The organism is Lysinibacillus louembei (assembly GCF_033880585.1).
In the GTDB taxonomy this organism is placed as follows: Bacteria; Bacillota; Bacilli; order Bacillales_A; family Planococcaceae; genus Metasolibacillus; species Metasolibacillus louembei.
In genome coordinates this window covers 1,261,699-1,286,617 of the sequence record NZ_CP137624.1, presented here as the reverse complement: position 1 = coordinate 1,286,617, position 24,919 = coordinate 1,261,699, and the positions used below count along the sequence as shown (strand labels likewise).

23 protein-coding genes, 1 pseudogene and 1 other annotated feature are annotated in these 24,919 nt (G+C 37.4%); of the genes and pseudogenes, 9 read left to right on the top strand and 15 right to left on the bottom strand.

What is annotated here, in order from left to right; translation table 11 throughout:
* Window positions 1–33: 33 nt before the first annotated feature.
* Entirely contained in the window at window positions 34–921 is an 888-nt protein-coding gene (locus R6U77_RS06380) for a glycine betaine ABC transporter substrate-binding protein (protein ID WP_319837834.1), read from the bottom strand.
* A gap of 316 nt (window positions 922–1,237) precedes the next feature.
* Window positions 1,238–1,966: a DUF2087 domain-containing protein gene (locus tag R6U77_RS06375; protein ID WP_319837833.1), complete on the bottom strand. Its 729-nt coding sequence runs from the start codon at window positions 1,964–1,966 to the stop codon at window positions 1,238–1,240.
* Between the two features lie 83 nt (window positions 1,967–2,049).
* Here R6U77_RS06375 and R6U77_RS06370 point away from each other — a divergent pair, with 83 nt between their 5' ends.
* Window positions 2,050–2,478: a DUF4279 domain-containing protein gene (locus R6U77_RS06370; protein WP_319837832.1), complete on the top strand. Its 429-nt coding sequence runs from the start codon at window positions 2,050–2,052 to the stop codon at window positions 2,476–2,478.
* Between the two features lie 333 nt (window positions 2,479–2,811).
* The gene (gene thrS / locus R6U77_RS06365) at window positions 2,812–4,722 is read left to right on the top strand and encodes a threonine--tRNA ligase (protein WP_319837831.1); all 1,911 of its coding nucleotides are present in this window, start codon (window positions 2,812–2,814) and stop codon (window positions 4,720–4,722) included.
* 127 nt (window positions 4,723–4,849) lie between these two features.
* On the opposite strand, the gene R6U77_RS06360 is transcribed toward thrS, so the two are convergent.
* Together R6U77_RS06360 and R6U77_RS06355 are read right to left on the bottom strand one after the other, a co-directional pair.
* A complete protein-coding gene (locus tag R6U77_RS06360; protein WP_319838346.1) occupies window positions 4,850–5,170 on the bottom strand; it encodes an NUDIX hydrolase in 321 nt (106 codons plus the stop codon).
* Window positions 5,171–5,309: 139 nt separating this feature from the next.
* Window positions 5,310–5,453, bottom strand: a complete 144-nt coding sequence (locus R6U77_RS06355; RefSeq protein ID WP_293927056.1) for an NUDIX hydrolase — start codon at window positions 5,451–5,453, stop codon at window positions 5,310–5,312.
* Between the two features lie 68 nt (window positions 5,454–5,521).
* On the opposite strand from R6U77_RS06355, the gene R6U77_RS06350 reads away from it, so the two are divergent.
* Complete coding sequence (locus R6U77_RS06350) at window positions 5,522–6,043, top strand: NUDIX hydrolase (protein WP_319837830.1); 522 nt, start codon at window positions 5,522–5,524, stop codon at window positions 6,041–6,043.
* A gap of 131 nt (window positions 6,044–6,174) precedes the next feature.
* On the opposite strand, the gene R6U77_RS06345 is transcribed toward R6U77_RS06350, so the two are convergent.
* The 4 genes from R6U77_RS06345 to R6U77_RS06330 form a co-directional block, all read right to left on the bottom strand.
* Window positions 6,175–6,522 (bottom strand): RidA family protein, encoded by a 348-nt coding sequence (locus R6U77_RS06345; RefSeq protein WP_319837829.1) that lies wholly within the window; start codon window positions 6,520–6,522, stop codon window positions 6,175–6,177.
* A 289-nt stretch (window positions 6,523–6,811) separates the two neighbouring features.
* Window positions 6,812–7,987: a M20 family metallopeptidase gene (locus tag R6U77_RS06340; RefSeq protein ID WP_319837828.1), complete on the bottom strand. Its 1,176-nt coding sequence runs from the start codon at window positions 7,985–7,987 to the stop codon at window positions 6,812–6,814.
* A 70-nt stretch (window positions 7,988–8,057) separates the two neighbouring features.
* On the bottom strand, window positions 8,058–9,284 hold the full coding sequence (locus R6U77_RS06335; protein ID WP_319837827.1) for a Zn-dependent hydrolase: 1,227 nt from the start codon (window positions 9,282–9,284) through the stop codon (window positions 8,058–8,060).
* 17 nt (window positions 9,285–9,301) lie between these two features.
* Window positions 9,302–10,489 carry a hypothetical protein gene (locus R6U77_RS06330; protein ID WP_319837826.1) on the bottom strand — a complete coding sequence of 396 codons (1,188 nt, stop codon included), beginning with the start codon at window positions 10,487–10,489 and terminating at the stop codon, window positions 9,302–9,304.
* 308 nt (window positions 10,490–10,797) lie between these two features.
* Between R6U77_RS06330 and R6U77_RS06325 the strand changes: the two genes are divergently transcribed.
* The 3 genes from R6U77_RS06325 (at window position 10,798) to R6U77_RS06315 (ending at window position 17,673) form a co-directional block, all read left to right on the top strand.
* Window positions 10,798–11,487, top strand: a complete 690-nt coding sequence (locus tag R6U77_RS06325; protein ID WP_319837825.1) for a hypothetical protein — start codon at window positions 10,798–10,800, stop codon at window positions 11,485–11,487.
* Between the two features lie 112 nt (window positions 11,488–11,599).
* Window positions 11,600–11,836, top strand: a binding site (T-box leader).
* Between the two features lie 55 nt (window positions 11,837–11,891).
* Window positions 11,892–14,951, top strand: coding sequence for an isoleucine--tRNA ligase (gene ileS / locus R6U77_RS06320; RefSeq protein ID WP_319837824.1), 3,060 nt, complete (start codon window positions 11,892–11,894; stop codon window positions 14,949–14,951).
* 472 nt (window positions 14,952–15,423) lie between these two features.
* Complete coding sequence (locus R6U77_RS06315) at window positions 15,424–17,673, top strand: M28 family peptidase (RefSeq protein WP_319837823.1); 2,250 nt, start codon at window positions 15,424–15,426, stop codon at window positions 17,671–17,673.
* A 45-nt stretch (window positions 17,674–17,718) separates the two neighbouring features.
* Here the strand turns inward: R6U77_RS06315 and R6U77_RS06310 are convergent, their stop codons facing one another.
* The 5 genes and pseudogenes from R6U77_RS06310 to R6U77_RS19845 form a co-directional block, all read right to left on the bottom strand.
* Window positions 17,719–18,228, bottom strand: coding sequence for a YfiT family bacillithiol transferase (locus R6U77_RS06310; RefSeq protein ID WP_319837822.1), 510 nt, complete (start codon window positions 18,226–18,228; stop codon window positions 17,719–17,721).
* A 112-nt stretch (window positions 18,229–18,340) separates the two neighbouring features.
* Complete coding sequence (locus R6U77_RS06305; RefSeq protein ID WP_319837821.1) at window positions 18,341–19,327, bottom strand: 3-oxoacyl-ACP synthase III family protein; 987 nt, start codon at window positions 19,325–19,327, stop codon at window positions 18,341–18,343.
* A 78-nt stretch (window positions 19,328–19,405) separates the two neighbouring features.
* Window positions 19,406–19,753, bottom strand: coding sequence for a hypothetical protein (locus tag R6U77_RS06300; RefSeq protein ID WP_293927018.1), 348 nt, complete (start codon window positions 19,751–19,753; stop codon window positions 19,406–19,408).
* A gap of 156 nt (window positions 19,754–19,909) precedes the next feature.
* Complete coding sequence (locus tag R6U77_RS06295; RefSeq protein WP_319837820.1) at window positions 19,910–20,320, bottom strand: SRPBCC family protein; 411 nt, start codon at window positions 20,318–20,320, stop codon at window positions 19,910–19,912.
* Window positions 20,321–20,478: 158 nt separating this feature from the next.
* A pseudogene (locus tag R6U77_RS19845) lies at window positions 20,479–21,324 on the bottom strand (AraC family transcriptional regulator).
* A 231-nt stretch (window positions 21,325–21,555) separates the two neighbouring features.
* Between R6U77_RS19845 and R6U77_RS06280 the strand changes: the two are divergent.
* Both R6U77_RS06280 and R6U77_RS06275 read left to right on the top strand, forming a co-directional pair.
* Window positions 21,556–21,762 carry a helix-turn-helix transcriptional regulator gene (locus tag R6U77_RS06280; protein WP_293927150.1) on the top strand — a complete coding sequence of 69 codons (207 nt, stop codon included), beginning with the start codon at window positions 21,556–21,558 and terminating at the stop codon, window positions 21,760–21,762.
* Window positions 21,762–22,244, top strand: a complete 483-nt coding sequence (locus tag R6U77_RS06275) for a hypothetical protein (RefSeq protein WP_319837817.1) — start codon at window positions 21,762–21,764, stop codon at window positions 22,242–22,244. Before R6U77_RS06280 ends, R6U77_RS06275 begins: the two co-directional genes overlap by 1 nt.
* A 101-nt stretch (window positions 22,245–22,345) precedes the next feature.
* Here R6U77_RS06275 and R6U77_RS06270 read toward each other — a convergent pair whose 3' ends face one another.
* Both R6U77_RS06270 and R6U77_RS06265 read right to left on the bottom strand, forming a co-directional pair.
* Window positions 22,346–22,915, bottom strand: coding sequence for a GNAT family N-acetyltransferase (locus tag R6U77_RS06270; RefSeq protein WP_319837816.1), 570 nt, complete (start codon window positions 22,913–22,915; stop codon window positions 22,346–22,348).
* Between the two features lie 301 nt (window positions 22,916–23,216).
* Window positions 23,217–23,438 (bottom strand): acetyltransferase, encoded by a 222-nt coding sequence (locus R6U77_RS06265; RefSeq protein WP_319837815.1) that lies wholly within the window; start codon window positions 23,436–23,438, stop codon window positions 23,217–23,219.
* 328 nt (window positions 23,439–23,766) lie between these two features.
* Here R6U77_RS06265 and R6U77_RS06260 point away from each other — a divergent pair, with 328 nt between their 5' ends.
* Window positions 23,767–24,906 (top strand): hypothetical protein, encoded by a 1,140-nt coding sequence (locus tag R6U77_RS06260; protein WP_319838345.1) that lies wholly within the window; start codon window positions 23,767–23,769, stop codon window positions 24,904–24,906.
* Window positions 24,907–24,919: the final 13 nt, after the last annotated feature.

The window sequence follows — 24,919 nt, the reverse complement described above, 5'->3', positions numbered from 1 at the left end:
AAAGCTGACGGGATTACGCCCGTCAGCTTTTCATTATTTCGGCTCAAGGTCTTCAATTGAATCAATGTCTACATATGCTGGAACGACTAAACCTGAACGTGCCCCTGTCATATTTTCACCTAAATCAATAAAATTTCCTTCATAGCTTTCATAAAAGGCTTGATGTGTTGTTGGTAACCATGGTGCTACTGTGACGTCTGCTGCATCTGTCGCAACTGCTTGGAACATAACAGCTGGATCAACTTCTGTTAATGTAACATTGTAGCCCTGCTGAGTTAACACCGTTTTGATAACATTCGATGAAGCCATTTCAGACTCCCACGGTACAGAAACAAGTCGAATTTCTTCACCATTGCCTTGTTCAGCCCCTTCTAACCATGAATTTACTTTATCTTCATTATTCGCTACCCAATTTTCAGCAGCTTCCTCAAAGGAAGTCTCTTCTCCTTCAGCTATAACAGCTTGCATATCATCTAACTCCCAATGGAAAGCATCTAAAATTTTATAGGCATTTGGCATATCTTCCTCAAAGCCAAGTCTTGCTAATGTATGAATGCGTTCAACGCCACCATAAACATTTTTCGGATCATCTAAAAACTTCAAATCATAGTCCTCAAACATCCAATGTGGTGTCCAACCTGTAATCACAACTGGTTTTTCATTTTTAATAGCATCGTCTAAAACAGCAAGCATCCCTGCCGTTGAGCTTTCTTCCATATTCCAGCCTGCTAAATTTTCATACTCCTCTAATACATTACGTGTCGATTCCATAATACCGGCACCTGGTTCAATTCCCGTAATTGTATAGTTTACTGCTTCACTTACACTGCTAGCCTCTTGTGTGTCGCCATTATCCCCACAACCGACTAATAATAGTGAAAGTGACAATACTGAAAAAATACTCGCTTTTTTAAAACGCATAAAAACCCTCCTTGAATAACTTGTTTTCAAGGATAACATATATAAAACAAAGTAACAACTCATAAATAAATATAAGTTGTTACTTACGCAGTGAATCATTTATCTCAGCAATTGCATATTATACATATAAGGAGGTTGTATTTTGAGCTTTGTCATTTCTTTTATGACTCTTTTAATTATACTGTTCATTATTAGTGGCATTTTAAAAGTGTCATTTACTATTTTGAAATATATTGTGCTTATCGCTATATTGATTTACATAATGAAATATATTACTGCCTTTTTCTAAAGAAAAAAGCAGAGAATTACCTATTCTCTACTCTTTCATCCAATAAGACGAGCCATCTGTATTTCGCTCCATAAAGCCATATTCAATTAAATAGCGTCTTAATGTCACAAAGTCAGCATGTACTGTTTTTAAAATTTCATTTACTTCTTTCTCCGTATACACTTGTCCTGCTGTAAAGCGCTGCAAAATATGCTGTAAAATAATGAGCTTTCGCTTCTCCTTGCTTGGAATGGTTTCGATGCTTCCATCTAACCCTTGTTTAAAATAGTTTTGTAGCACTTTTTCGCGCTCCTGCTCCTCAATACCGTAACGCTCATCCACCTGTGTTGCCCCCTTATGAATCTTATAGTGATGTGGCTCTGCCAGTAGCTGCATTAAAGCAAGAAACACCTTTGCCTGTTTCTCTTTTTCACGCAGTTTAAAGCGATGCTGGCGCACTGTCGAAATATTGTTGACACTGCTCTCTACTGCAATCTCTTTGTCTGATAAGCCCTCATAAAAATGCTGTAACATTTCCTCCTGCACCTCAGATAAACCGCTCGTTTTCTTATCCATTTGTAAAAGTGCGTGAAAAGCTGAGCCATGTACCTGCTGAATATGTGCCTGCACCATTCCTTCAGCTGTTAAAAATTTATCATGAATCGGGTATACTTCATGTATGGCAAATGCTTGCACACAATGAAGGCATTGATAGTGCCCATCCGTTAATTGATAACCTTTCATTAATGCATCAACCGTTATATTTTGAAAATCCACAACTCTCACCTCACAAAATATTTTATATTAAGTTTATTTATTTGTAAACAAAATAAAATAAAGTTTATTAAAAGGAGCTATTTATGAAAAAAACATCACTGTATGCTTATATTAAATTTAGTGGTAATGATGATTTCCCAATTGCTACAGTCACTGAGCAATTGAATATTCAGCCTACAGCTACATGGAAAATAGGTGATGCAATTCTTCCAAATCACCCTCATAAACGTACATATACTTGCTGGAAATATGAAACAGAACACATCGAAACACTCGATTCTGAAGATGTATTGCGTCCTCTGTTAAATATCTTTCAAGCAAAGACTGATATCATTAACAATTTAAAAGCTAAGCTCAATTTAGATGTTCATTTAGAGCTTGTCATTATGATGGAAGATGGCTTTACACCAGGCTTAGTCATTTACCCTGAGTTCAGTGCATTTGCTGCTTCAATTCATGCTTTTTTAGATATTGATATGTATTGCTCATGTCCCGATGACACTAAAAAATGAAAATTCCTTATTGACAACGTTTAAATTTTGCGATAAATTGAGAACTAATTTCTAAAGAAAAGGCAATGAAAAGGATATGAGCCATTTTTGAGAAAATCAACAGAGAGGGAAATCACCGACTGAAAGTTTCCTGATTGGACAAAATGATTTACTCCCTTAGAGCTGCGCTAGGAAACTAGCGACGTTTACAGGCGTTATCTGTATCAATGAGCTACTAATGTGCAAGCATAAGTAGGAATTTGGGTGGAACCACGGGTATACAGCACATATTCGTCCCTTTTGAGGACGAATATGTGCTTTTTGTTTACCAAAATACAAAAAAGGAGAGGTAATATGTCAAATCAACAAGTAACAATTCAATTTCCAAATGGCGAGCAAAAACGCTTTGCCAAAGGTGTTACGCTAACCGATATTGCAAAGGCAATCAGCCCAAGCTTAGCGAAAAAATCAATAGTAGGCAGTGTAAACACGATGACAACTGATTTGACACGACCAATTCTAGTGGATGCCGAAATTTCGCTTTATGATGCGCTGTCAGAGCAAGGCTTGCAAGCTATTCGTCATTCTGCCGCACATTTATTAGCACAGGCAGTGAAACGCTTGTATCCAGATGCCAAATTCGGAGTTGGCCCTGTCATTGAAAATGGCTTTTATTATGATATTGAAATGGCTCATACATTAGTGCCTGAGGATTTAACTATAATCGAACGTGAAATGAAGAAAATTGCGAGTGAAAACTTCACAGTCATTCGCAAGGAAGTCTCGCGTGCTGAGGCACAGCAGCTATTCGCACATGATGCCTTAAAGTTAGAGCTGCTAGAAGCAATCCCTGAAGATGAACTCGTAACAGTTTATGAGCAAGGAGAATTTTATGATTTATGTAGAGGGCCACATGTGCCATCCACAAATAAAATTCAGTATTTTAAATTGATGAATATTTCTGGTGCGTATTGGCGTGGTGATAGTAACAATCAAATGCTACAGCGTATTTATGGCGTTGCCTTTGCAACAAAGGAACAAATGCAGGATTATTTCATCTTTGTAGAGGAAGCGGAAAAACGCAACCATCGCAAGCTCGGAAAAGAGCTAGAGCTATTTATGTTTTCTGAGGAAGCACCAGGCATGCCGTTTTATTTAGCAAATGGTCAAATTATTCGCAATGAGCTAGAAAGCTTTTTACGCCAGCTACAGTCAAAATATGATTATCAAGAAGTTCGTACACCGTTAATGATGAATCAACGCTTATGGGAGCAATCAGGGCATTGGCAGCACTACAAAGAAAATATGTATTTTACACAGGTGGATGGGCAGAAATTTGCGCTAAAGCCGATGAATTGTCCAGGACATATGCTGATTTACAAAAATGATTTACACTCTTACCGCGATTTACCGATTCGCATGGCTGAATTTGGGCAAGTGCATCGCCATGAGTTTAGCGGCGCACTTAATGGCTTGCTACGTGTTCGCACATTTTGCCAGGATGATGCACATATTTTTGCAACACCCGAACAAATCGAAGACGAAATTGCACTTGCTTTAAAAATCATCGACCATGTCTATAAGGTGTTTGGCTTCGAATATGAAATCGAGCTATCAACACGTCCAGACGACTACATGGGTGAGCTCGCATTGTGGGAGCAGGCAGAGCAAGCACTAGAAAATGTGCTAAAACGTTTAGACTTTACATTTAAAATCAATGCAGGAGATGGTGCATTTTACGGACCGAAAATTGATATTCATATTCGTGATGCTATTAAACGTAGCCATCAATGTGCAACAGTGCAGCTCGATTTTCAAATGCCTGAGAAGTTTGATTTAACATATATTAATGCGGACAACGAAAAGGTGCGCCCTGTCATTATCCACCGCGCTGTATTCGGTTCAATTGACCGCTTCCTTGGTATTTTAATTGAACATTTCGGTGGTGCGTTCCCATTATGGCTTGCACCAAAGCAGGTTCAATTGATTGGGGTATCAGAAACATACCAGCCATATGTAATGGAAGTGCAAAAAGCGTTGCAAGAGGCAAATATCCGTGTTTCGCTAGATAGCCGCAATGAAAAGCTAGGTCGCAAGGTGCGTGATGCCCAGCTACAAAAAATCCCGTATATTCTTGTATTGGGAGATGAAGAACAGCAACAGCAAACAGTGAGCGTACGAGCGCATAATACATTACAAACACTACCTCTGCAACAGTTTATTGAGCAAGTTCAGCGGGAGATTGTGGAGAAGCAATTGCCTTGATTAGAATAAAGGGCTGTCTGAAAATGCACAGACAGCCCCTGTTTTTAAGATGGTTGAGCAAATTCACCCATCTTGCGTGCGAATCATTACTTTTGAACTAGGAAATTTGAAAACATTCGCTTCCAATTCATTGTCCTAGCTTGTGCTCTTCCAACAAATCAATATTCCTTCTATTAATAATGTACTCTTGAATATGATTCCCCATATTCGCATAAAGCTGGACATTTTGTAGCTCTTCTATCGGTAGCCATTTCACTCCTATTTGATGTGGATCTGGTGTTGGAGGAAGCTTTGGTATAGAGCCCTCTTTTCGTTTACATTCAAACATCATTACTAATGTATGCGTATCACCAAACTTTTTCAAATTAAGATGTGGTGCATATTCATAGACAAAGGCTAATGGACCAACCTCTACATCCACACAGGCCTCCTCTTTTGCTTCTCTTATAACTGCTTCAAATCAATTACGCCTTGGCGTAATTGCGTCCAGATTTTTTCGAGTTTACTCGAAAAATTCCTCTTCAAAATCTGTGACATCCGCCGGAGGCTTAACTTGAATCAGCATAAGTCTCCAAACTTATGCTGATTCAAGTTAGAGATTCGTTTGGCTCTGTTCCTCCAGCAGGTAAATCATAAACAATACCTCTCACTGGATGATTATATTCTGTCAATAATAGTTGATTATCTTCTATAATAATTGCTCCTACACGTACTCTCATATGAAAATGCATGTTATCCCACCCCTCTCATGTTATACTTCAATTTTATAATAACATTCTTTATATAAGGGGAGCATTCAATGGAAAAGTGGGATTTATACGATCAGTATCGGCAAAAAATCGGCAAGCAAGCTACACGTGGTGAGGAGTTTGAGAAAGGTGAATTTCATAATGTCATCCATGTTTGCATTTTCAACTCAAAGGGTGAGATGTTAATTCAGCAACGTCAGCCTTTTAAACAAGGCTGGTCGAACCTTTGGGATATTACATGTGGAGGTAGCGCTGTTGCAGGAGATACTAGTCAACAAGCCGCTTCAAGAGAGCTGCTTGAGGAGCTTGGTATTCACTACAATTTTGACAATATGCGCCCACAATTCACCATTAATTTTAAGCGTGGCTTTGATGATTATTATTTGATTGAGTTGGATGTTGATTTAAGTGAATTAACGCTACAGCCAGAGGAAGTACAAGCTGTGAAATGGGCCTCTCAAGAGGAAATTTTCGATATGATAGAGAGTGGCGAATTTATTCCGTATTATAAAAGTATTATTGGCTTTCTTTTTGAAGGTAGATATCATTACGGGTCGATTCGTCAGCCTTGATGCATGGAAGATGTGCTCTGTACATAGCGTACAAAACACATCGCAAGTGTATTATTTCTCTGTATCGCTTCTTCTGTTTATAGCTATCAATTGAATTTCAAACTACCTCATTACGAGATAACTTAAGAAAATTATTCGGCTTTATTGAAGCTTGCAATTGCATCAATCTCTACTTTAAACTTGCTGTTGATTAATTCTGATACAACAACTAATGTCATTGTCGGCTTTATTTCACCAAGAATTTCTGTAAACGCGGCGCGTACATCAACTAAATAAGAAGAATCCGTGATGTAAACATTCATTTTTACTAAATTAGATAAGTCGAGGTCGTTTTCTGCAATAACTGAACTAATTTTCTTTAACACGACATATGTTTGCTCTTTAGCGCTATCCGGAATATTTTCGTTCTCCTCAGGGGTTTGTCCAGAAATAAATAAAAATGGAGCATTTGAAACTAAAGAATTAGTGTAAATTGGCATGATAATCCCTCCTGTGAAATCAGTATAGCATAAAACCTTTCACAAACCGCAAACACACTTTTTCTTTAAATTTATGAAAAGTGGGGAATGTAAAGGCTGATTGGTTCGGTATATCACTTCTCCTTGCAGCTATTTTTATAGCGCTGGCAATTATGCTTATATAAGCATTGGAAAACACGCTTCTGCTTTTACTTGGTTGAGCGAATTTTGTTGTTTGTTGAGCGATTTCTCATGTTCGATGAGCGAATCACTACTTTTGAACTAAAAAGACCAGGTTTTCTGGTCTTTTTTAATGCTTCAAGTAAGCCCATGCATATTGTGCATATAGCTCCGCTCCTGTCACCAACGCATCTTCATCAATATTGAATTTGCCATGATGGTGTGCCCATTCCGTATCCTTTTCAGGATTACCACTACCAACAAGGGCAAAGCTGCCAGATGCTTCACTTAAATAGAAGCTGAAATCCTCACCGCCCATTGTTGGCTTTTCTGCGTATAAAGCTTCCTCTCCAAATGCCTCTGCTGCTACTTGCTGTACAAGCTTTGCACTCCATTCATCATTGATAACTGCCTGTGAGCCATGTGTATATTCAATTGTTGCTGTCGCTCCATACATTTGGGCAATACTTTCCACATAGTGATGAAGCTGTGTTTCAATATGCTCCCTCGTTTCTGGATAAAAGCAGCGAATCGTCCCTTCAATTACAGCTGTTTCGGCAATAACATTGAAGCGTGTACCAACATCCATTTTGCCAACCGTAACAACAGCAGGGCTTTGTGCATCAATTGTGCGAGAAACAATCGTTTGAACATTCATTACAAAGGCGGAGGCAACAACAGCGGCATCAATACATGTATGTGGCATCGCGCCATGTCCCCCCTTGCCTTTGAATGTGATTTTAAACCAATCGCCAGCCGCAAAAGAAGGGCCTGGCTGACAGGAAATTTTATTTGTTGGCATTTGTGACCATATATGAATGCCAAATATATTATCTACACCCTGCATCGCACCTTGTTTGACCATTTCCTTTGCCCCTTGTGCCACTTCCTCAGCTGGTTGGAATAGCAAGCGTACTGTACCTGTTAGCTCTTCCTTAATATCATTAAGCGCTTTCGCTGCAATTAAGAGCATTGCTGTATGCGCATCATGCCCACAAGCATGCATCTTCCCTTCTTCTTTAGAAGCATAAACTAAATCTTTGTTTAACTCCTCGACAGGTAACGCGTCCATATCTGCTCTTAATGCGACTGTTTTCCCTGCATGTCCGCCTTTTATTTCTGCAATGACACCAGTAGGCACCGTCCTACGATAAGGTATACCTAAATTTTCAAGGTACTGACACACAAAAGTAGTTGTTTTAAATTCTTCCCATGCTACTTCTGGCTCACTGTGTAGCTGCCTACGCAAGCTTGTTAATTCCTCACTATATTTTTGGATTGCTTCTTTTAATTTTGGATGAATCATTTTTCTCCTCCTCATTCATGACAAAAAGGCTGTAAGAAAAGCCTATGCATTTCTCACAACCTCCTTCTTTTTAACTTTCTGTTAGCTTCTTGGCTGCCTCATAGAAAAGATATACAGCATTTGCAATATGCGCTGAATCTGACCATTCCTCTGGACAGTGACTTAAACCATCTTTACTTGGAATAAATAGCATTGCTGTATCAATGTAATCAGAAAACACCATTGCATCGTGACCTGCGCCACTATTAATAGAGCAGTAAGGAATATCCTTTGCATCACATGCTTCTTTCAAAAGACCTATAATCTCTTGATTCATCACTTTTGGCTTCATATATAAAGGCTGCTCAATCGCTACGTCAATACCATCTTTGCTATAAGACATCGCTAAGCTTTTCACCTTTTCTACCATATTTAAGACATTTTCCTCTTTGCCAGCTCGCATATCGACCGTAAATATCACTTTATCTGGTATAACATTTGCTCCGTTTGGAAATACATTAAGACGTCCTGTTGTAATCACTGCTCCAGCGCCTTCATCAAGCGCGAGCTGTGGGAATTGCGCAATGATGCTCGCCGCTGCTACTAATGCATCCGCACGACCTACCATTGGTGTTGTGCCGGCATGCCCTGCCTGACCGCTAATCGTAATATTTAATTGTGTTAAGCCGACAATCGCTTCTACTACACCAATTGGGATATTTTTTTCTTCAAGCATTGGTCCTTGCTCAATATGCATTTCTAAAAATGCTTTTATCGTTTTTGGATCTCGATATGTAGGCAATGTCGTATCTAATCCGATTTTTTCCATCGCTTCAACTGTGGAAATGCCATCTCGATCCTTTAAGCTTTTAAAATCTTCTGCACTTAATAAGCCCATCATTCCTCTTGAGCCCATCAAGCCACCTGCAAATCGTGCACCCTCTTCCTCCACAAGTGCAATCACTTCTAAAGGATAGTGAGGTGTAAGTTTATTTTCTGAAAAAAGGCGTGCTACTTCCAATGCCACGACCACACCTGCTGGTCCATCATATGACCCACCATTTGGTACAGAATCAAAATGCGAGCCAATCAAAACACTTGGTGCATCTTGCAATGTTCCCTCTAGCTTACCAAAAATATTACCTAAACCGTCCTCACGCACTTGCAAGCCATATTCCTGCATTCTCTCTTTAATATAATTTCGTGCCTGTAAATCTTCTTTACTATAAGTAAGACGTGTTGTCCCTTTACCAGGTGTTGCTGTAAATTGACCTAATGCCTCAATATGCTTCTCAATTTGTTGTTGCACTTGACCCATTTCCCACTATTCCCTTCTTATAAGAATCCGACAAAAATACCTGCTAACACAACCGATACAATCGTCACTGTGACAAATCCCCCTACAAGCATCGGCGGCAGCATATGACTTGTCAGTACTTCTCTTTCCTTTTCATCCTCTGTCAACGATTTAATTACTTCGTTTGTAATAATATAATCTGCTGGGAATCCATATAAAGCTGTTAATGAAATCGCAAATGCCATTGGTGTACTTACTTTTAACAGCTTCCCTGCGATAAGTGAGAAAATATACATCCCGATAACACCTAAAACAATTGTACCAACAAGCGGGTAAATAATTTCAAGCATCATACTTGGTGTTGCTTGCTTTAAACCATCAAAAATAAAGAGCATTAAACCAAGAACTGCAAAACCAAAGCCATTTGCTTTTTGTAACACTTGCTTCTCTAAGAAGCCTGCACTTGAAGCGATAACCCCAAATAATAAGCAAAGAACGAATGGGCTAATTGATACAATTGGTGCAAGCAGTGTTGATACAAGATAAGCTAAATAAGCAACAAGCGCTAATCTAAAGAATTTGAAGAATTCTGTATTGTATTTCTCAGGCATATTTTTAAACATTTTCAGCTCTGGTCTCGGAGCACCTGACTCGTCCTTGTCATCTTCTTTCGCTTGTAGCTCCCCACTACGATACTTTGTTAATAGTCGCTTCCCTTCTTTCTTCAACATAATGGATGTAATTGGATAGCCTGCAAAGCCTTGCATTACATAAATAACAATCGCAAAAACTGAAAGTGAAATTAAGCCGGCCTCTTTCGCCCCCTCCGACATAATTAAAGCTGATACAACGCCACCTACTAATGGTGGAATCCCAACAATCATTGTTTCATAACCAAATAACAATGTACCAATGCTAAATAAAATAGCGATAATCCCTAAAATCCCTGCAAGAGCAATTAAAATTGTTTTCCATTGATTTTTTAGCTCTTTAAGCGATAGCAACGTACCCATGTTTGTAATCAATAAATACATCAACATCGTTGCAACAACAGATGGAACACCTGCAATTGCTACAATATCTTGTGGGAAAAATGTCCAATATCCTATTAAAAACAAAACGGCACAAATAAAAATAGAAGGTACCCATGCCTTTGTTCGAACAGCAATTAAATCTCCTATAAATAAAATTCCTAACAAAATAACTAACGCTAACATCTGAGACATAATAAATTCCCTTCACTTTCTAGTAGATTAATATTCTTAAAATAATAATACAATCTAATTTTTATGTCAATTCTAATTATTTAGTAAATTCAGTTTTCTATAAAATAGAAACTTTACAATTGATTACACTTACATAATGTTTATTTTATAAATTGTTAAGCATAAATTCATTGCCCTATATATATGTTTGTTGGAACAAAAAATACGGGTAATTTATTATTTCAAAATAATAAATTACCATTTCAACCTTTTGTCCAATATGCTACTCCAATGCGATAGAGTAGTATTTTAAAAAAAGGAGCAAGAAAATGAATATTACAAATGCGGTATTGAAAACAAGTAAACTAAAGGAATTAAACGATTTTTATAAAAAAACATTGAGCTTCACATTACAGGATGAAACAGCAAATAGCTTTAAAATTCAATTAGGTATTAGCACGATTGAATTCACTAATAAAAATGTGAAAGGAAATCCATACTATCACTTCGCTTGTGACATTCCTTCAAATCAATTTCATGAAGCAAAGGAATGGATTCAACGACGTATAAATCTTTTAACTGAGGATGGAGAGGATGAAATTTATTTTACTAATTTACATGCAAAATCCTTATATTTCGAAGACCCTGCTGGCAACATATTTGAATGGATAGCTAGAATGAATGATAATCCAACTAGCAGTCAACCATTTTCTTTAAATAATATACAAAAGCTATCTGAAATGAGCTTAGTTGTAAGCAATAAGATAGCCATCGCTGAAAGCTTAAAGGATTTTCACATTATTAGTCGTGATAATGCTGAAGTCACAGCTAATTCTTTATCTTTTATGGGGGATCAAAAAACAAAAGTATATTTATTGCTGACAAACCCAGGGCGAAGATGGTTATTTTCTAATAAAAAATCAGTCGTTTTTCCTTTAGATATCCGTTTAGACGCTAGTATTATACTTGGTGTAGACGAGACAAATGAATTTTATATCCGAAAAATTTTAAATGAATAGTCCACTTTATATATTCACTGTACTTCCTCCTTATCTTTTATATTGCTATATTTTCAAACAGGAATTTGACAATATGTTGAAAATCCATTAAGGTAATACGTAATAAAAGCATACAAATTCGTTGATGAGAAAGAGTAATGTTTCGTATTGTTCTACAGAAAGCTGACGCTGTGATGAAAGTCAGTGTTCAATTGTTACATGAAAATCCTCTCTGAGAAGGCGCGCTGAATTTAAGTAAGCAACCCCGGGTGTCTACCGTTAAAAGGAACACGTATGATTGTACGTTGCTAAGTGCTATTGGATCGTTCAATAGAATTAGGGTGGTATCGCGAGCTAACTCGTCCCTTTACTTAGGGACGAGTTTTTTGTATGCCTTTTATACAAATCGTATAGGAGGAAAAAAGATGGGAAAAGAAACATTGCAGCAAAGAGAGAAAAGAATTCTCTCGTATTGGCAAACAGAGAATGTTTTTGAAAAATCTATTGAAAATCGCAAAAATCGTGAATCCTTCGTTTTTTACGAAGGCCCCCCTACAGCTAATGGGCTACCACATGTAGGGCATGCGCTAGGTCGCACAGTGAAAGATGTTGTTGCACGTTATAAAACAATGCAAGGCTTTTTAGTGGAGCGCAAAGCTGGCTGGGATACACATGGTTTACCTGTCGAGCTAGGTGTGGAGAAGCAGCTCGGTATTTCAGGCAAGCAGGAAATCGAGAAATACGGCATTGAGCCATTTATCCGAAAATGTAAAGAGAGCGTTTTTACGTATGAAAAAATTTGGCGCTCCTTTACAGAGCAATTAGGCTACTGGGTCGATATGGATCACCCTTATGTGACACTGGATAACAGCTATATCGAAAGTGTTTGGCACATACTCAGCAAAGTTCACAAAGACCGGTTGCTTTATAAAGGACATCGTGTCTCCCCCTATTGCCCTAGCTGTCAAACATCGTTGAGCTCGCATGAGGTGGCACAAGGCTATAAAGATGTAAAGGATTTATCCGCAACAGTTAAGTTTCGTCGTGTCGATTCGAATGAAATCTTTTTAGGCTGGACGACAACGCCTTGGACACTCCCAGCCAATGTAGCGCTTGCGATGAATCCAGATTTAACTTATGTGAAGGCACAGCTTGATGGCGAGGTTTTCATTGTAGCAAAACCGCTCGTATTCACTGTATTAGGCGAAAATGCCACAATTTTAAGCGAGCATCAGGGCGCTGAATTTGCGCAAGCCGCTTACAAGCCACCGTTTGATTACATGACTGTTGAACATGGGCATGTTGTCGTTATGGCGGATTATGTAACAGAAACGAGCGGTACAGGGACTGTGCATATTGCACCCGCACATGGTGAGGACGATTATCAGACGGTTAAAGAGCATGGACTATCCTTTGTTAATGTAGTAGATTTGCGAGGTTGTTATACAAATGAAATAACAGATTTAGCCGGTCGCTTTGTCAAGGACTGTGATGTCGATGTCATCAAGCTATTAGCAGCTTCCCATTTATTATTCCATAAAGAAAAATATGAGCATAGCTATCCGCATTGCTGGCGCTGTGATTCACCTTTGCTGTACTATGCAACAGATAGCTGGTTCATCCAAATGTCGGTATTAAAGGAGCAGTTACTTGCTAATAACAACACTGTCACTTGGTACCCCGACCATATTAAAGAAGGTCGCTTCGGTAAATTCCTTGAAAATGTCGTAGATTGGAATATTAGCCGCAACCGCTATTGGGGTACGCCTTTAAATGTTTGGGTTTGTACCGATTGTGGGCATGAGGAAGCACCTGAAAGCATTGCAGCATTAAGCTTACTAGCTCAGCAGCCTTTGCCAGATGATTTGCATAAGCCATATATTGATGAAGTCGTTTGCACATGCCCACAATGTCATGCAACAATGCGACGTACACCAGAGGTTATCGATGTTTGGTTTGATAGTGGCTCAATGCCTTTCGCTCAGCATCATTATCCGTTTGAGCAGGAAGCTTTCCAAAAGCAGTTCCCTGCAGATGTCGTCATTGAAGGGATTGACCAAACGCGTGGGTTCTTCTACAGCTTGCTCGCTGTATCAACGCTGTATAAAGGGCAAGCACCATATAAAAATGTCCTATCTTTGGGGCATGTATTAGATGAACATGGACAAAAGATGTCAAAAAGTAAAGGCAATGCTTTAGACCCGATCGATTTAATCAATAGCTATGGTGCCGATGCATTACGCTGGGCATTGTTAGTGGATAGCTCACCTTGGAATCCAAAGCGCTTTTCTACCAAGATCGTACAGGAGGCGAAATCTAAGCTATTAGATACGTTAGAAAACACGTTCAGCTTTTATCAGCTTTATGCAGGCATTGACCAATTTACATTTGATGCAGCACAGCAAGGCACACCAACATTATTAGACAAATGGGTGCTGGCACAGCTGCATACAACGATTGCTAAAGTGACAACACATATGGACGATTATCAATTTACCCAAGGCTGTCGCGAAATCGCAAAGCTCATGGATGATGTAAGTAACTGGTATGTACGTAGATCGCGTCAACGCTTTTGGGCATCAGGCTTTTCAGAGGATAAAAGAGCGGCGTTCAACACTTTACACACCGTATTAAGCGAGGTATGTAAGCTACTTGCACCATTTACACCGTTTATCGCAGAGCATATTTATATGCAGCTGCACAATGAAAGCGTACATTTACAGGATTATCCAACAGCAAACGCAGCCTACCTCAACCCAGAGCTAGAAGAAGAAATGGCGGTTATCGTTAAAATTGTTGAACTCGGACGCAGCATTCGCAATGCGAAAAACTTAAAGGTGAAGCAGCCATTAGCTGAGCTTATCATTGCTTCAACGCAAAGCTTAAGCAACTATAATCGCATTATTCAAGAGGAATTGAACGTTAAACAAATACAGTGGCTACCCTCTACAGAGGCATTTGTAGAAACCCACTTCAAGCTGAACTTTAAAACAGCTGGCGCGGCATTTGGCAAGCATGTGAATGCAGTAAAATCCTATGTAGAAACTATGGCAACTGAGGATAAAAATACGCTACTGTGTGAAGGACAATTAACAGTGCAGCTTGACGAACAAAGCTTGACGTTGGAGCAAGCCCATCTATTAACAGAATCCACTGTAAAAGATGGCTATGAGCTAGCAGAGGATGGCAAATTGCAAGTATTGCTTTATACGCATTTAACGGATGCTTTAATTGCAGAAGGTCATGTTCGTGATTTCATCCGCTTCGTTCAAGACCAGCGCAAGCAGTTAAACTATCCGATTGAAAAATATATCGATATGCAAATTGCTTGCTCACCACAACAGCAAATGATTCTACAACAATTCGAAGCATTATTACGAGCAAATATATTAGTGCAAGACATGCAATTTGTAGCATCTTTAAATAATGCATTTTGTTATACGTTTGCACAAGAAGAGCTACAAGTGAGTCTGTCGTTAAATTAAAAGTAGAGCTGTGTAGGGGATTCTTACACAGCTCCTCAAATATAATTTATTTTTATCAAGGTTGTCAAAATGGCTACTACTCTCCCTTTAATTTATAGAAAGTAATCATTCTAGGTAATTTAATTACTTCATAGCTACCCTTCCAACCATCAAACAACAAATATAGTCAAAATGAACATCGCATAACCTTTAGATTTGTGCTCAATCATATAACGAGCTGTTTGCTTAGGCTGTAACCAAGCAGAAAAAAAGGATTCATACTTAATCCCCCTTTAAAATATAGCTATTATTATAATATACGGATATATTAGGAAATAGTTTCCTGAAGGCATTGTTCAAATAGTTCTTTTTATGTAAAATTATATATATTAATATTCCTTATTTTGGTTTTGTTATAATCATTCAACAAGGAGAGTTAAAAATTAGTAGCGTGCTCTATAGCACTCATCTACAACAAGGAGGACATGGGGAAATGAAAAGGATATTCAATTTATTATTGACTGTATTCATTATTTTTTCAGCTTCATCAACTATTTCAACAGCAAGTGCAGCTGAAAATACGGTAAATACAAATGAAATGATGGCAACTATCGAAGTGCTATCCAAGTATCCAAGAGGACATCACAATGAAGAAAAGGAGCTTGCAAGAAAATTTATTACAGATACATTTAAAAAATATGGTCTTACTGTAACAACCCAAACATTTGACACAGAAATTTTTGATTGGGAAAAGGCTGACAAAGGTGATAATAATCCTTTCAACACATATTCTGCTGTTAATATTGTTGGGACACTTTCACCAAATACAACAGAGAAAACAAAGGATATTTTAATCATCGGTGCGCATTATGATGGCATAAAAGATATCCAAGCAGCTAATGATAATGCCTCAGGTGTTGCTGTCATGTTAGAGCTTGCACGTTTATTACACAACGTACCTACTGACACAGAAATACGCTTTATTGCCTTTGATGTGGAGGAGGATGGCTTAATTGGATCAAGGCATTATGTTGAGCAGCTAGGAGCTGATAGCGAGAGGGTTATCGGTATGCTAAATTTTGATATGCTGGCAGCAAAAAAGGAAAAAACCGTGAAAATTTATTCTGCTGATGGACAAGAAAGCTTTTTGTCCGACCTACTAAAAAGCAAGGAAAACTATAAAGATATTCAAGTGCGTGAATATAACAGTGGTGGAACAAGCGACCATGCCTCTTTTCATCCAAAGGCAATCCCTAACTTATTTTTCTCACACCCAGCTGTTCATGGTGAATATCATAATGAAAATGACACAATTGAGCATATCAGCTCTGATATGCTTGCATATGCCGCAGATGCGGGTCAAGTGATCGCTCGAGAAATCATGAGTGATGAAACCCCATCCTATCAAGCGGTAGCACGACCTATTATTGATAATACAGTCTACCCATTGGCAAATACAATAAGAATACCGTTCGGGTCTAAAAAAGAAGTAGAGGAAGCAACTGGCATCCACTTTAGTCAAGTACCATCTGACGATAATGTGGCAAAGTACCAAGCTAATATTCAATTATTTGATATAGAACAACCACTTACATTAACTGCTACTAGTAATTGGGGATGGTTTGGCCCTCTTAAGGTAGATTTTCATAATACAGATGTTTCATTTGAAGCATTAACTGCCATGCTGGATGAAACATTCGTAAAATCAGAGCAGGAAAATAGATGGAACAACATTTATGGAAATTCTTATTATATCGAATATGACGAGCAAGAAAATATTTTTACAATGTATATTGATTCATATGAAGCTACAGCGGAGGGCTATTCACTTGTTGATGGTGAGCTCGTTCGTATGGAATCCGCAAACGCAGCAAACGAAATTCATTTTTACAAAAAGGACGGGGAATTAATAAAGGAAGAGGTCATAAATAAACCTTCTAACACATTGCCTGTCACAGAGCATGCAAAGCAATCGTGGGAAAAAGTAAAGCCCCTACTTTCTACAGAGGAGCTAGCAGAAATCAACTTTATTACGATTGGTTCTGATGGTATAGGTGGCAATATGCTGATTAATATGGCAAATTACTTATCTGACCCTACAGAGCAAGTATATGAGCCAACTGAAGATTTACCAGAGGGACATGGGTATACTATATTCAATTATCTAAACGGCGTACACCTTTATTTGGATCATATCGATTTAACAAATCCGTCAGGTAATAGCTATAGCGAAAAGGATATGTCAACAAATGTCACGATGGCTAGAGCGATGAAAGCTGAAATTTTCCCTTATGAGCTTCGTCAAAATTACGATGCGGATATCAAATGGAGTGACTTTTCTAAGCTTGTCGTTGCATTACTTGTACAGAAAGCAGATTGGGCACCCGATATGACACAGCCATCATTGCTTGAGGATACATCTAGTACATTGTATGAGCTTGGCATTCTAGAAGGCGATAGCGAAACAATGTTTGCTCCTAATGATACAATTACCCGTGAAGAGGCGGCCTTCATTCTTCATAAAGTCTATCAATATATGAATATAACAGATGCTGTTATAGATGGTCAGCCGATACTTTATAATGATGACAGCGAGATATCCGCTTGGGCAAGGGACAGCGTCTACCGTATGCAGCTCACTCAAATTATGAACGGTATGGAAAATAACTTATTTTTACCTCATAACAATTATACGTTGGAGCAAGCTATCATCACGTTATTAAATTTATATGAGAAAAAGTAAAATAAAGCTGCCTGAAAAGAGCGTATCTTTTCAGGCAGCGATTTTTTATTCAGCTAATGCGATTTTTATATGTGCTAAATGATGCTCCTCATGCCAAGCTAATTTGGCTAATTTCGCAGTAAGTCGAATCTCTCCATTCACTTGATGTGTAAACACTCGATTTAATTGCTCTTCCGTTAGAGTTTTACCTAAACAAACGATGCGTTCATTAATGCCTTCCAACATTTTCAGTGAGCATTCTACAGGTAGCTCTGTATCTGGTTGAACAGCCCACTTTTCCTCATCAAAGCCTGGGATTGTTGGATTGTCATCTGTTAAAGCCAGCTTCAAGCGTTGATACATGTTTAATTGGGAATCTGCAATATGATGAACAAGCTGACGCACTGTCCATGCACCTTCACGATATGTTTTCGCTAATTCCTCATCATTTAATGTACCGACAGTTTCCTTTAGTCGAGCTGCATATGTTTCAATTTGGTTTAACCATTCTTCAATATTTTCAGCTGTTACTTTCTCAGGAACTCGCAATTGTCCAATCGGGAATTTTACATCCATTTCCAGACCTCTTTTCTTCGGTTTTTATTAAAAAAATAACCATTCACTTATTTTAATTATAAGTGAATGATTATTAGTTTTTCAAATATTATAAAATCTTTCTACTATCTAATTAATAGCGGAACAGCATACAAATAAATTCGTGACCGCCACCAATTGTCCAAAACAGCACTAAATCACCGCGCTTAATTTTGCCACTTTCAATGCCCTCATACATTGTAATAAACGGCGAATTTGTACCTGTATAACCATACTCATCACCTACATACACAATTTTTTCATCGGCAATTGCAAAATGCTCTTGAATGCGTTGAATATTCACTAATGCAAATTGAGAGAAGCAGCACATGGCAACATCCTTCATTGAATAGTGATTACGCTCCAGTAATCTTTGAATCTTTTCAAATGTATAAGGAAGCGAGACTGTGCCATCAAAAGGCTTCCAATCTACATATCCTAAAAACTCTCCCTTATTCATGTATTGAGAAAATCCGTTTGCTGGATATAAAATATTATCTTTGAAGCTTGAATCTGTTTCATATATTGCATCAATAAAGCCTGTCTCTTCATCTGTTTTTTCTAAAATTACTGCACATGCCGCATCACCGAAATTGGCTGTTGTTATTTCCTGCTCTGGATTAGCTACTAGGCTTAAATAGTCTGACCCTACAATTAATGCTCGTACTACGTGAGGGCTTGACATCATATAACGAGAGGCCTGCTCAACAGCAATCGTCATGCCGGCACAGTTTGCGTTATTATCATAAACAATACAGTCCTTTTTCCCTTGAATTGCTTGATGCACAAAAATTGCATTTGATGGGAATGTGTACTCTGGCACTTGTGAAGAGAAAATGACCATATCAATTTCATCACCAGTCAATTCGGCCTTTTTCAACACCTTTTTAGAAGCCTCAATCGCCATTGTTACACTGTTTTCATCTGCATTGTTGATACGATAATAATTTTCTCGTCCCATAATATTTAGGAAATTAGAAATATCGCGCCCCTTTTCCTGAAATTCTTCAATATATTGCGCTTTATTTAATTGATTCTTTGGATGGTATACGTCTATTGCTTTCATTTTTATATGCTGCATCGTCAAGCTCCTTTCATTTTTTAAAAAACTAGGCAAAAAAATAAGGCTACATACACGGTTGCAGCCTTATATTAAAAATTATACTTCTTCAATTTTAAGGTTTGTAAGGCCTACATTGCGCCCTAATCGTGCTAGTTGCATTTTTAAAACGGCACTACGATCAATTTCGATTATAATATTTTTAAAGCCTGATTCATTGTAAAGTTTAAAGCAGCCTTCTAAATGTGGAGTCATTTCTTGTGTAACAACATTTAATCCTCGACAATCAAAACGTAAGTCATACTCATTTGCAGAGATTTTCCCAATTTGTCGGTTATAATCATTAATAAATTCCTGTGCCTTTTCAGGTGTAAACGTACCACTCACTTTCATATTTACAACTTTACCAGCCGAATTTACTTGAATACTGTACTGTCCTTGTGACATCTTCAACACTCCTATTATCCTAATGAATTAACTATGTTGCATGATTAGTATACAATACATATATTTATTTTTGAAGCACAAAGATGCAATTCAACATGATTTTAAAAGGACAAAATACCTAAATGAGTAATTTATATAGTACATTTTTACAAATTATTAAAGCCTAGCACCGATTTCATTTAAAACTATCTCCCAATGCATTTTCATCTCTTCTCTCACATTTTCGTCAGAGAGATGCTCTTGATGAAAGCTAATTGTTGTTTTGTCACTTGCCTTTGCTATAATGCGAACTTGAATTGTAGATGGTCTTTCCCAGCCTTCTTTTTGCCAAGTTAGGCGAAGCTGTTCAAGTTGTTTAACAATCCGTATTTCTCCAGTGCCCATTTTCGTTGTATAGTGTTCACCTGGTTGAAATATTACATCGCTACTTTCCCCCAACCACAAATTCACACCTTCCTCAGAGGTAATGAACTCCCAAGCTTTCTCCTGTGAAATAGGGAAAGTTCTTCTAACCCCTATTTGAAAACCAACACCCTTCGTTTGACCAATAATACGTTCCTTCTCCATTTTTCCACCTCGCTTAAATTTTTCAGAATATACGTTCGATTCAATTATAAACGGATAGATAATAATTGCGCAAATATTTCGTTATTTTTTGATAGGGTAACTGATTAAAAAGAGCAAAAGAATTTCTTCTGCTCCTAATTATGTTGCTAACAGTTTATCTAGCCTTTTTTCTTAATAGCTATCCAAATCTCACTTTTCTGCTCTTTGCTAGCCAATATTTCAGGACCTTCTGCTAGCTCATAAGAGGACAACGGCAACCACTCTGAATAAATTCGCTGCCAATGCTCTTCAACCTGTATCCAATCTCCATCTATTTCAAATATTGCCCACAATAAAGAGGGAATTGCTAATGTTTCGTATGTCTCTGTTTTTTCCGTTGTGACTGCTCCAATATACTGTTCAAAAGTCGCCTTTCCTTCTACACTTTCTGAATAATTGACTGATATATGCACAATGCCATGAGGTTCACCATTAGAAATAGTCGCCAATTCCTTCAATCTACTCTCACCAACACCCGCTATCATATCTTCATAAGTAGGTGAAAGAATCTCATTGACCATCTCCACCGCATACTTCACTCAGACAACTTGAAACGACTCTTTCTTAACAATGCGATAGTTCATTTCAAAGCCTCCTCGAATAGTTAATTGAAAGGACATTCGTGGATATGCTTTCAAGTTCTGCTCTGGTTGTTTAGCCAAAGTTGGGGTAATACCATGAAAATTTTGAAATGCTCTTGAAAATGCATCTGGCGATTGATAACCATATTTTATGGCAATATCAATCACCTTTACATGCTGCTCCTTCAAGTCTAGCGCCGCTAATGTTAAGCGCCGTCTTCGAATATACTCCGCTATCGTTATTCCTGACAGCAATGAAAATAAGCGCTTAAAATGATACTCAGAGCAATAAGCCTTTTTCGCTACTTCTACTAACTCAATAGGACTCTCCAAATTTTCTTCGATGTAGTTTAACGCCTCATTCATTTCTTTTAGCATATCCAACCCCACCTTCCTTTCATCTATAACATATCAAGTAATAGTATCTTCTACCCGTCTTTTTATGCTTATACTAGTCGGTTTAATTATCGATAAACAGAACTTTCTCAAAGCATAAGTAGAAAATCAACAAAAACAAATAAATGTAAAGCACCCTTGACATCAAACCGAATGTAAAGTAAACTTTACTTACAACTAATTGTAAAGCCAGCTTTACAAAATTGAGGTGAGGAAACCATTAGAAATCGAATTAAGGATTTACGCAAAGCTGCAAAAATGACACAAGAGGAACTAGCTGTACAGGTAGGTGTTTCGAGACAATCCATCATTGCCATCGAATCTGGAAAATATAATCCCTCACTCGAATTGGCATACAACATTTCAAAGGTCTTCAATTGTATCATCGAAGAAGTCTTTATATTAGAAGAAAGGGGAGAGGAATAATGGCTGTACAAATAGGTGGCTTGATTGGATTATATGGAGGAGCAGCTCTTGGCATATTAAGCTGGTGGCTTGGACGACGTATAGTTAAAAAGCAGCGTGGCTTGGATGAACTATATGAACATATTTGGCAAAAATCCCGCTCTATTTCTTGGTTTTTCACTCTGACTTCAATCTATATCTTATTTTCTTTAGTCATATTTGGAATAGAAATTGGAGCCGCAATGACGCTAGCAATCATTTTGACTGTTCATCTGGCAAGCTGGGGGATTACAGGTATGATTTTGTCTATCAATATGAATATGACAGAGCCTTTAAAACCTTCTAGAGTTAAATTCGGCATTTCTGTTGTAGTTGTATCACTGATTACATTTTCTATTATATCTATTGTTACGGGCAATTGGTGGTTTTTAATTGCTAGCATTCCACCAAATATCATAGGGCTAATTAGTGCATTAACTCCTGACAAGAACAAAGAGAATTAAACTTAAATATGCTTTAATAATTTTCACTAGTAAAATATACAAAATACCTGTGAGATGGCAGAGAGCCCACAGGTATTTTTTAAATGTAAGAAAGTCTACTTTTACATTGAATTGATTTTATCGAGGTCTTGCTTTAATAAAGAATACATATACAAATCATCAAATTTGCCACGTGTAAACTCATAATTCCTTAGCAATCCCTCTCTGACAAAGCCTATTTTTTCTACTAGCCTTTGTGATGATAAGTTAGGTGGCTCGATTAATGCTTCTATTCGTTGCAAATGCATATGCTTAAATCCATAATTTATTATTGCTTCAACAGCCTCAGCAGCTATCCCCTTCCCCCACTGCCCTTTACTCAACTCAAATCCTATTTCCGTACGAGAATGCTGTGAAACAGTATTATGAAAACCACAACTACCAATAACAACTCCTTGCTCTTTTAACGTAATTCCCCATCTAATACCTGTTTTATTACTGTATATCGATTGATACCATGCAATTTCATCCAAAGCATTATCTAATGAGTTAAAGGGGTCTAATCCATAATATTTCATTACCTCTGCATCAGACAAATAATCCAAAATACTGTTGGCATCCTTTTTTGTAATTTCTCTTAATACTAATCTTTTAGTTTCTAGTACAGGAAACACTTCTGTATTGCTCGTCATAGTAACCTCCTTGTTCCATTAAAGTGCCTTGTTAACGTATCATTCAATATTAGAGCATTTATTTTAGTCCAGCAATTTTTTCTGCGACGATATCGTAGAAATTGACCTAAATATGAATCATTCTAAAATAATCCACAGTAGAAACCTACTGCGAACCCGATTAGTTCAGCTTACATCATATTCGGAATAAACACTTCCACAAAAAGGTAGTAGCTTAGAGCACCAATGGCTACGCCAGCAAGGATTATGATCAGCGGTAGAAATTTAATTTGCAGAGTTTTCATAGCTTGCCCCCCTTTAATTACATCAGTTTATCTGGCTCATCTACAAACATGCCTAAAATATAACCACAGCCTTGACAATAATAGGAACTGATTTTAGAATTCTTTCTTAGATGAGAATTAAGCGGTGCATTTTTGTTGAATGCTTCTTCAGGAAACATATGTAATGGAGCATGGGCAGCTTGCATAACGCCCTTATAAATATTGTTGCTATTACATTGCGGACATACTTTACATTCCATACTAACCCCTCCATATAATTCACTCAAACAATTACCAATTCGATATTAAGTATGGATTTTCCTCTTATAATGTGGACTTATTATAATTGAACAATTATAAATTATGCAAATATTCCCATCATAAAAAGGAAAATAAGCATCAATTCCAGTATCATTATTATTGATTTGAAAATGATAAATAAACCTTGGAGGCGAACAAATAGACAAACGAGTACAACAATTAATTGACTTTACAAAAAGTAAATTCGGATTAAACAATTATTATTTACAACAATATCATTTCTATCGGAATGTAAATATCTTCAATAAGACAATCTATACATTGTGTATGGAATGGTTTCCCAATCATACTGTTCAAGATGATGATGGTCTAAATCCAGATGGCACAGCAATTATTGAGATAAATTTGGAAAACCGCAAATTTGAGCGTGTTATTTTTGTAGCAGGAAAGAACTATGCAGAAAATGGGTTGGTGTTTAATACCCCTAATACGGAAGACATTATAAAATGGATTGAGAAAGAAACAGAATTAACGTACGGGGAACAATTTCGGTTGGAAAGAGAAGAGACCAGCGAGCTTCTTTTTATGGCAAACATTGATGGTATTGCCGTTTCACCACAAGGATATATTGACATTAAATTTAATCCAGAGGGGAAGCTTACCTTGTTTTCAATCAATGGCCAATTTCCTTTAAAAGAACTGATTAAAGAGGAAAAATATGCCCTTTCTCTTACTAAATTAGAACATTTGCAAAAAGAGCAATTAAAATTGATTGAATTCCCTTCCTATGAGCATAAAAAATTACATTCTATATATGCAATTGAAGAGATTTTTGTCACAAATGACAGCATAACTACGATTCCATTTGAAGTTTTTGCAGCTGAAAGTTATTTTTTAGAAATTGATCAAGCAATTTATTGGAATGAACCAATAAATATACCTTTTGAAAGAAAAGAGATTAATTGGATTAAAGATTTTACAGCAGAACAAGCATTTTCATGCAAGCCTTCTTCTGATTCCTTCCCAATTGCAGCTATAGAACAAGAGAAATGTATTATGGCAGTTACAAATTTTTTACGGCAAGAGTATCCAAACGAATCAGGCAATTGGATACTAAAGCACTTTTATCGTGATAAAGAGTATATTCAAGCTACATTGGTAGCCAATACGCAGAGCTATCGCGTATTTCAGAGAAAAATTAAAGTGATGATTGATCCAGAAAGTTTGCAAGTTGCCAATTATATGGACAACAAACCAATGCTGGAAACTTTTGATCACTTTCAAATACCTGCTCAAATAACAATTACAAAAGAAGAAGCATATGAAAAACTTACAAGCTTATTTGAACTAAAGCCTTACTATGTTTATGACTTTAAACAAAATAAATACGTTTTATGCGGAAAATTAGATTGTCAGTACGGTGTGAATGCATCAAGTGGGGAAGTTATAGCGTTAGATGATTTATAATTTGCTTGATATA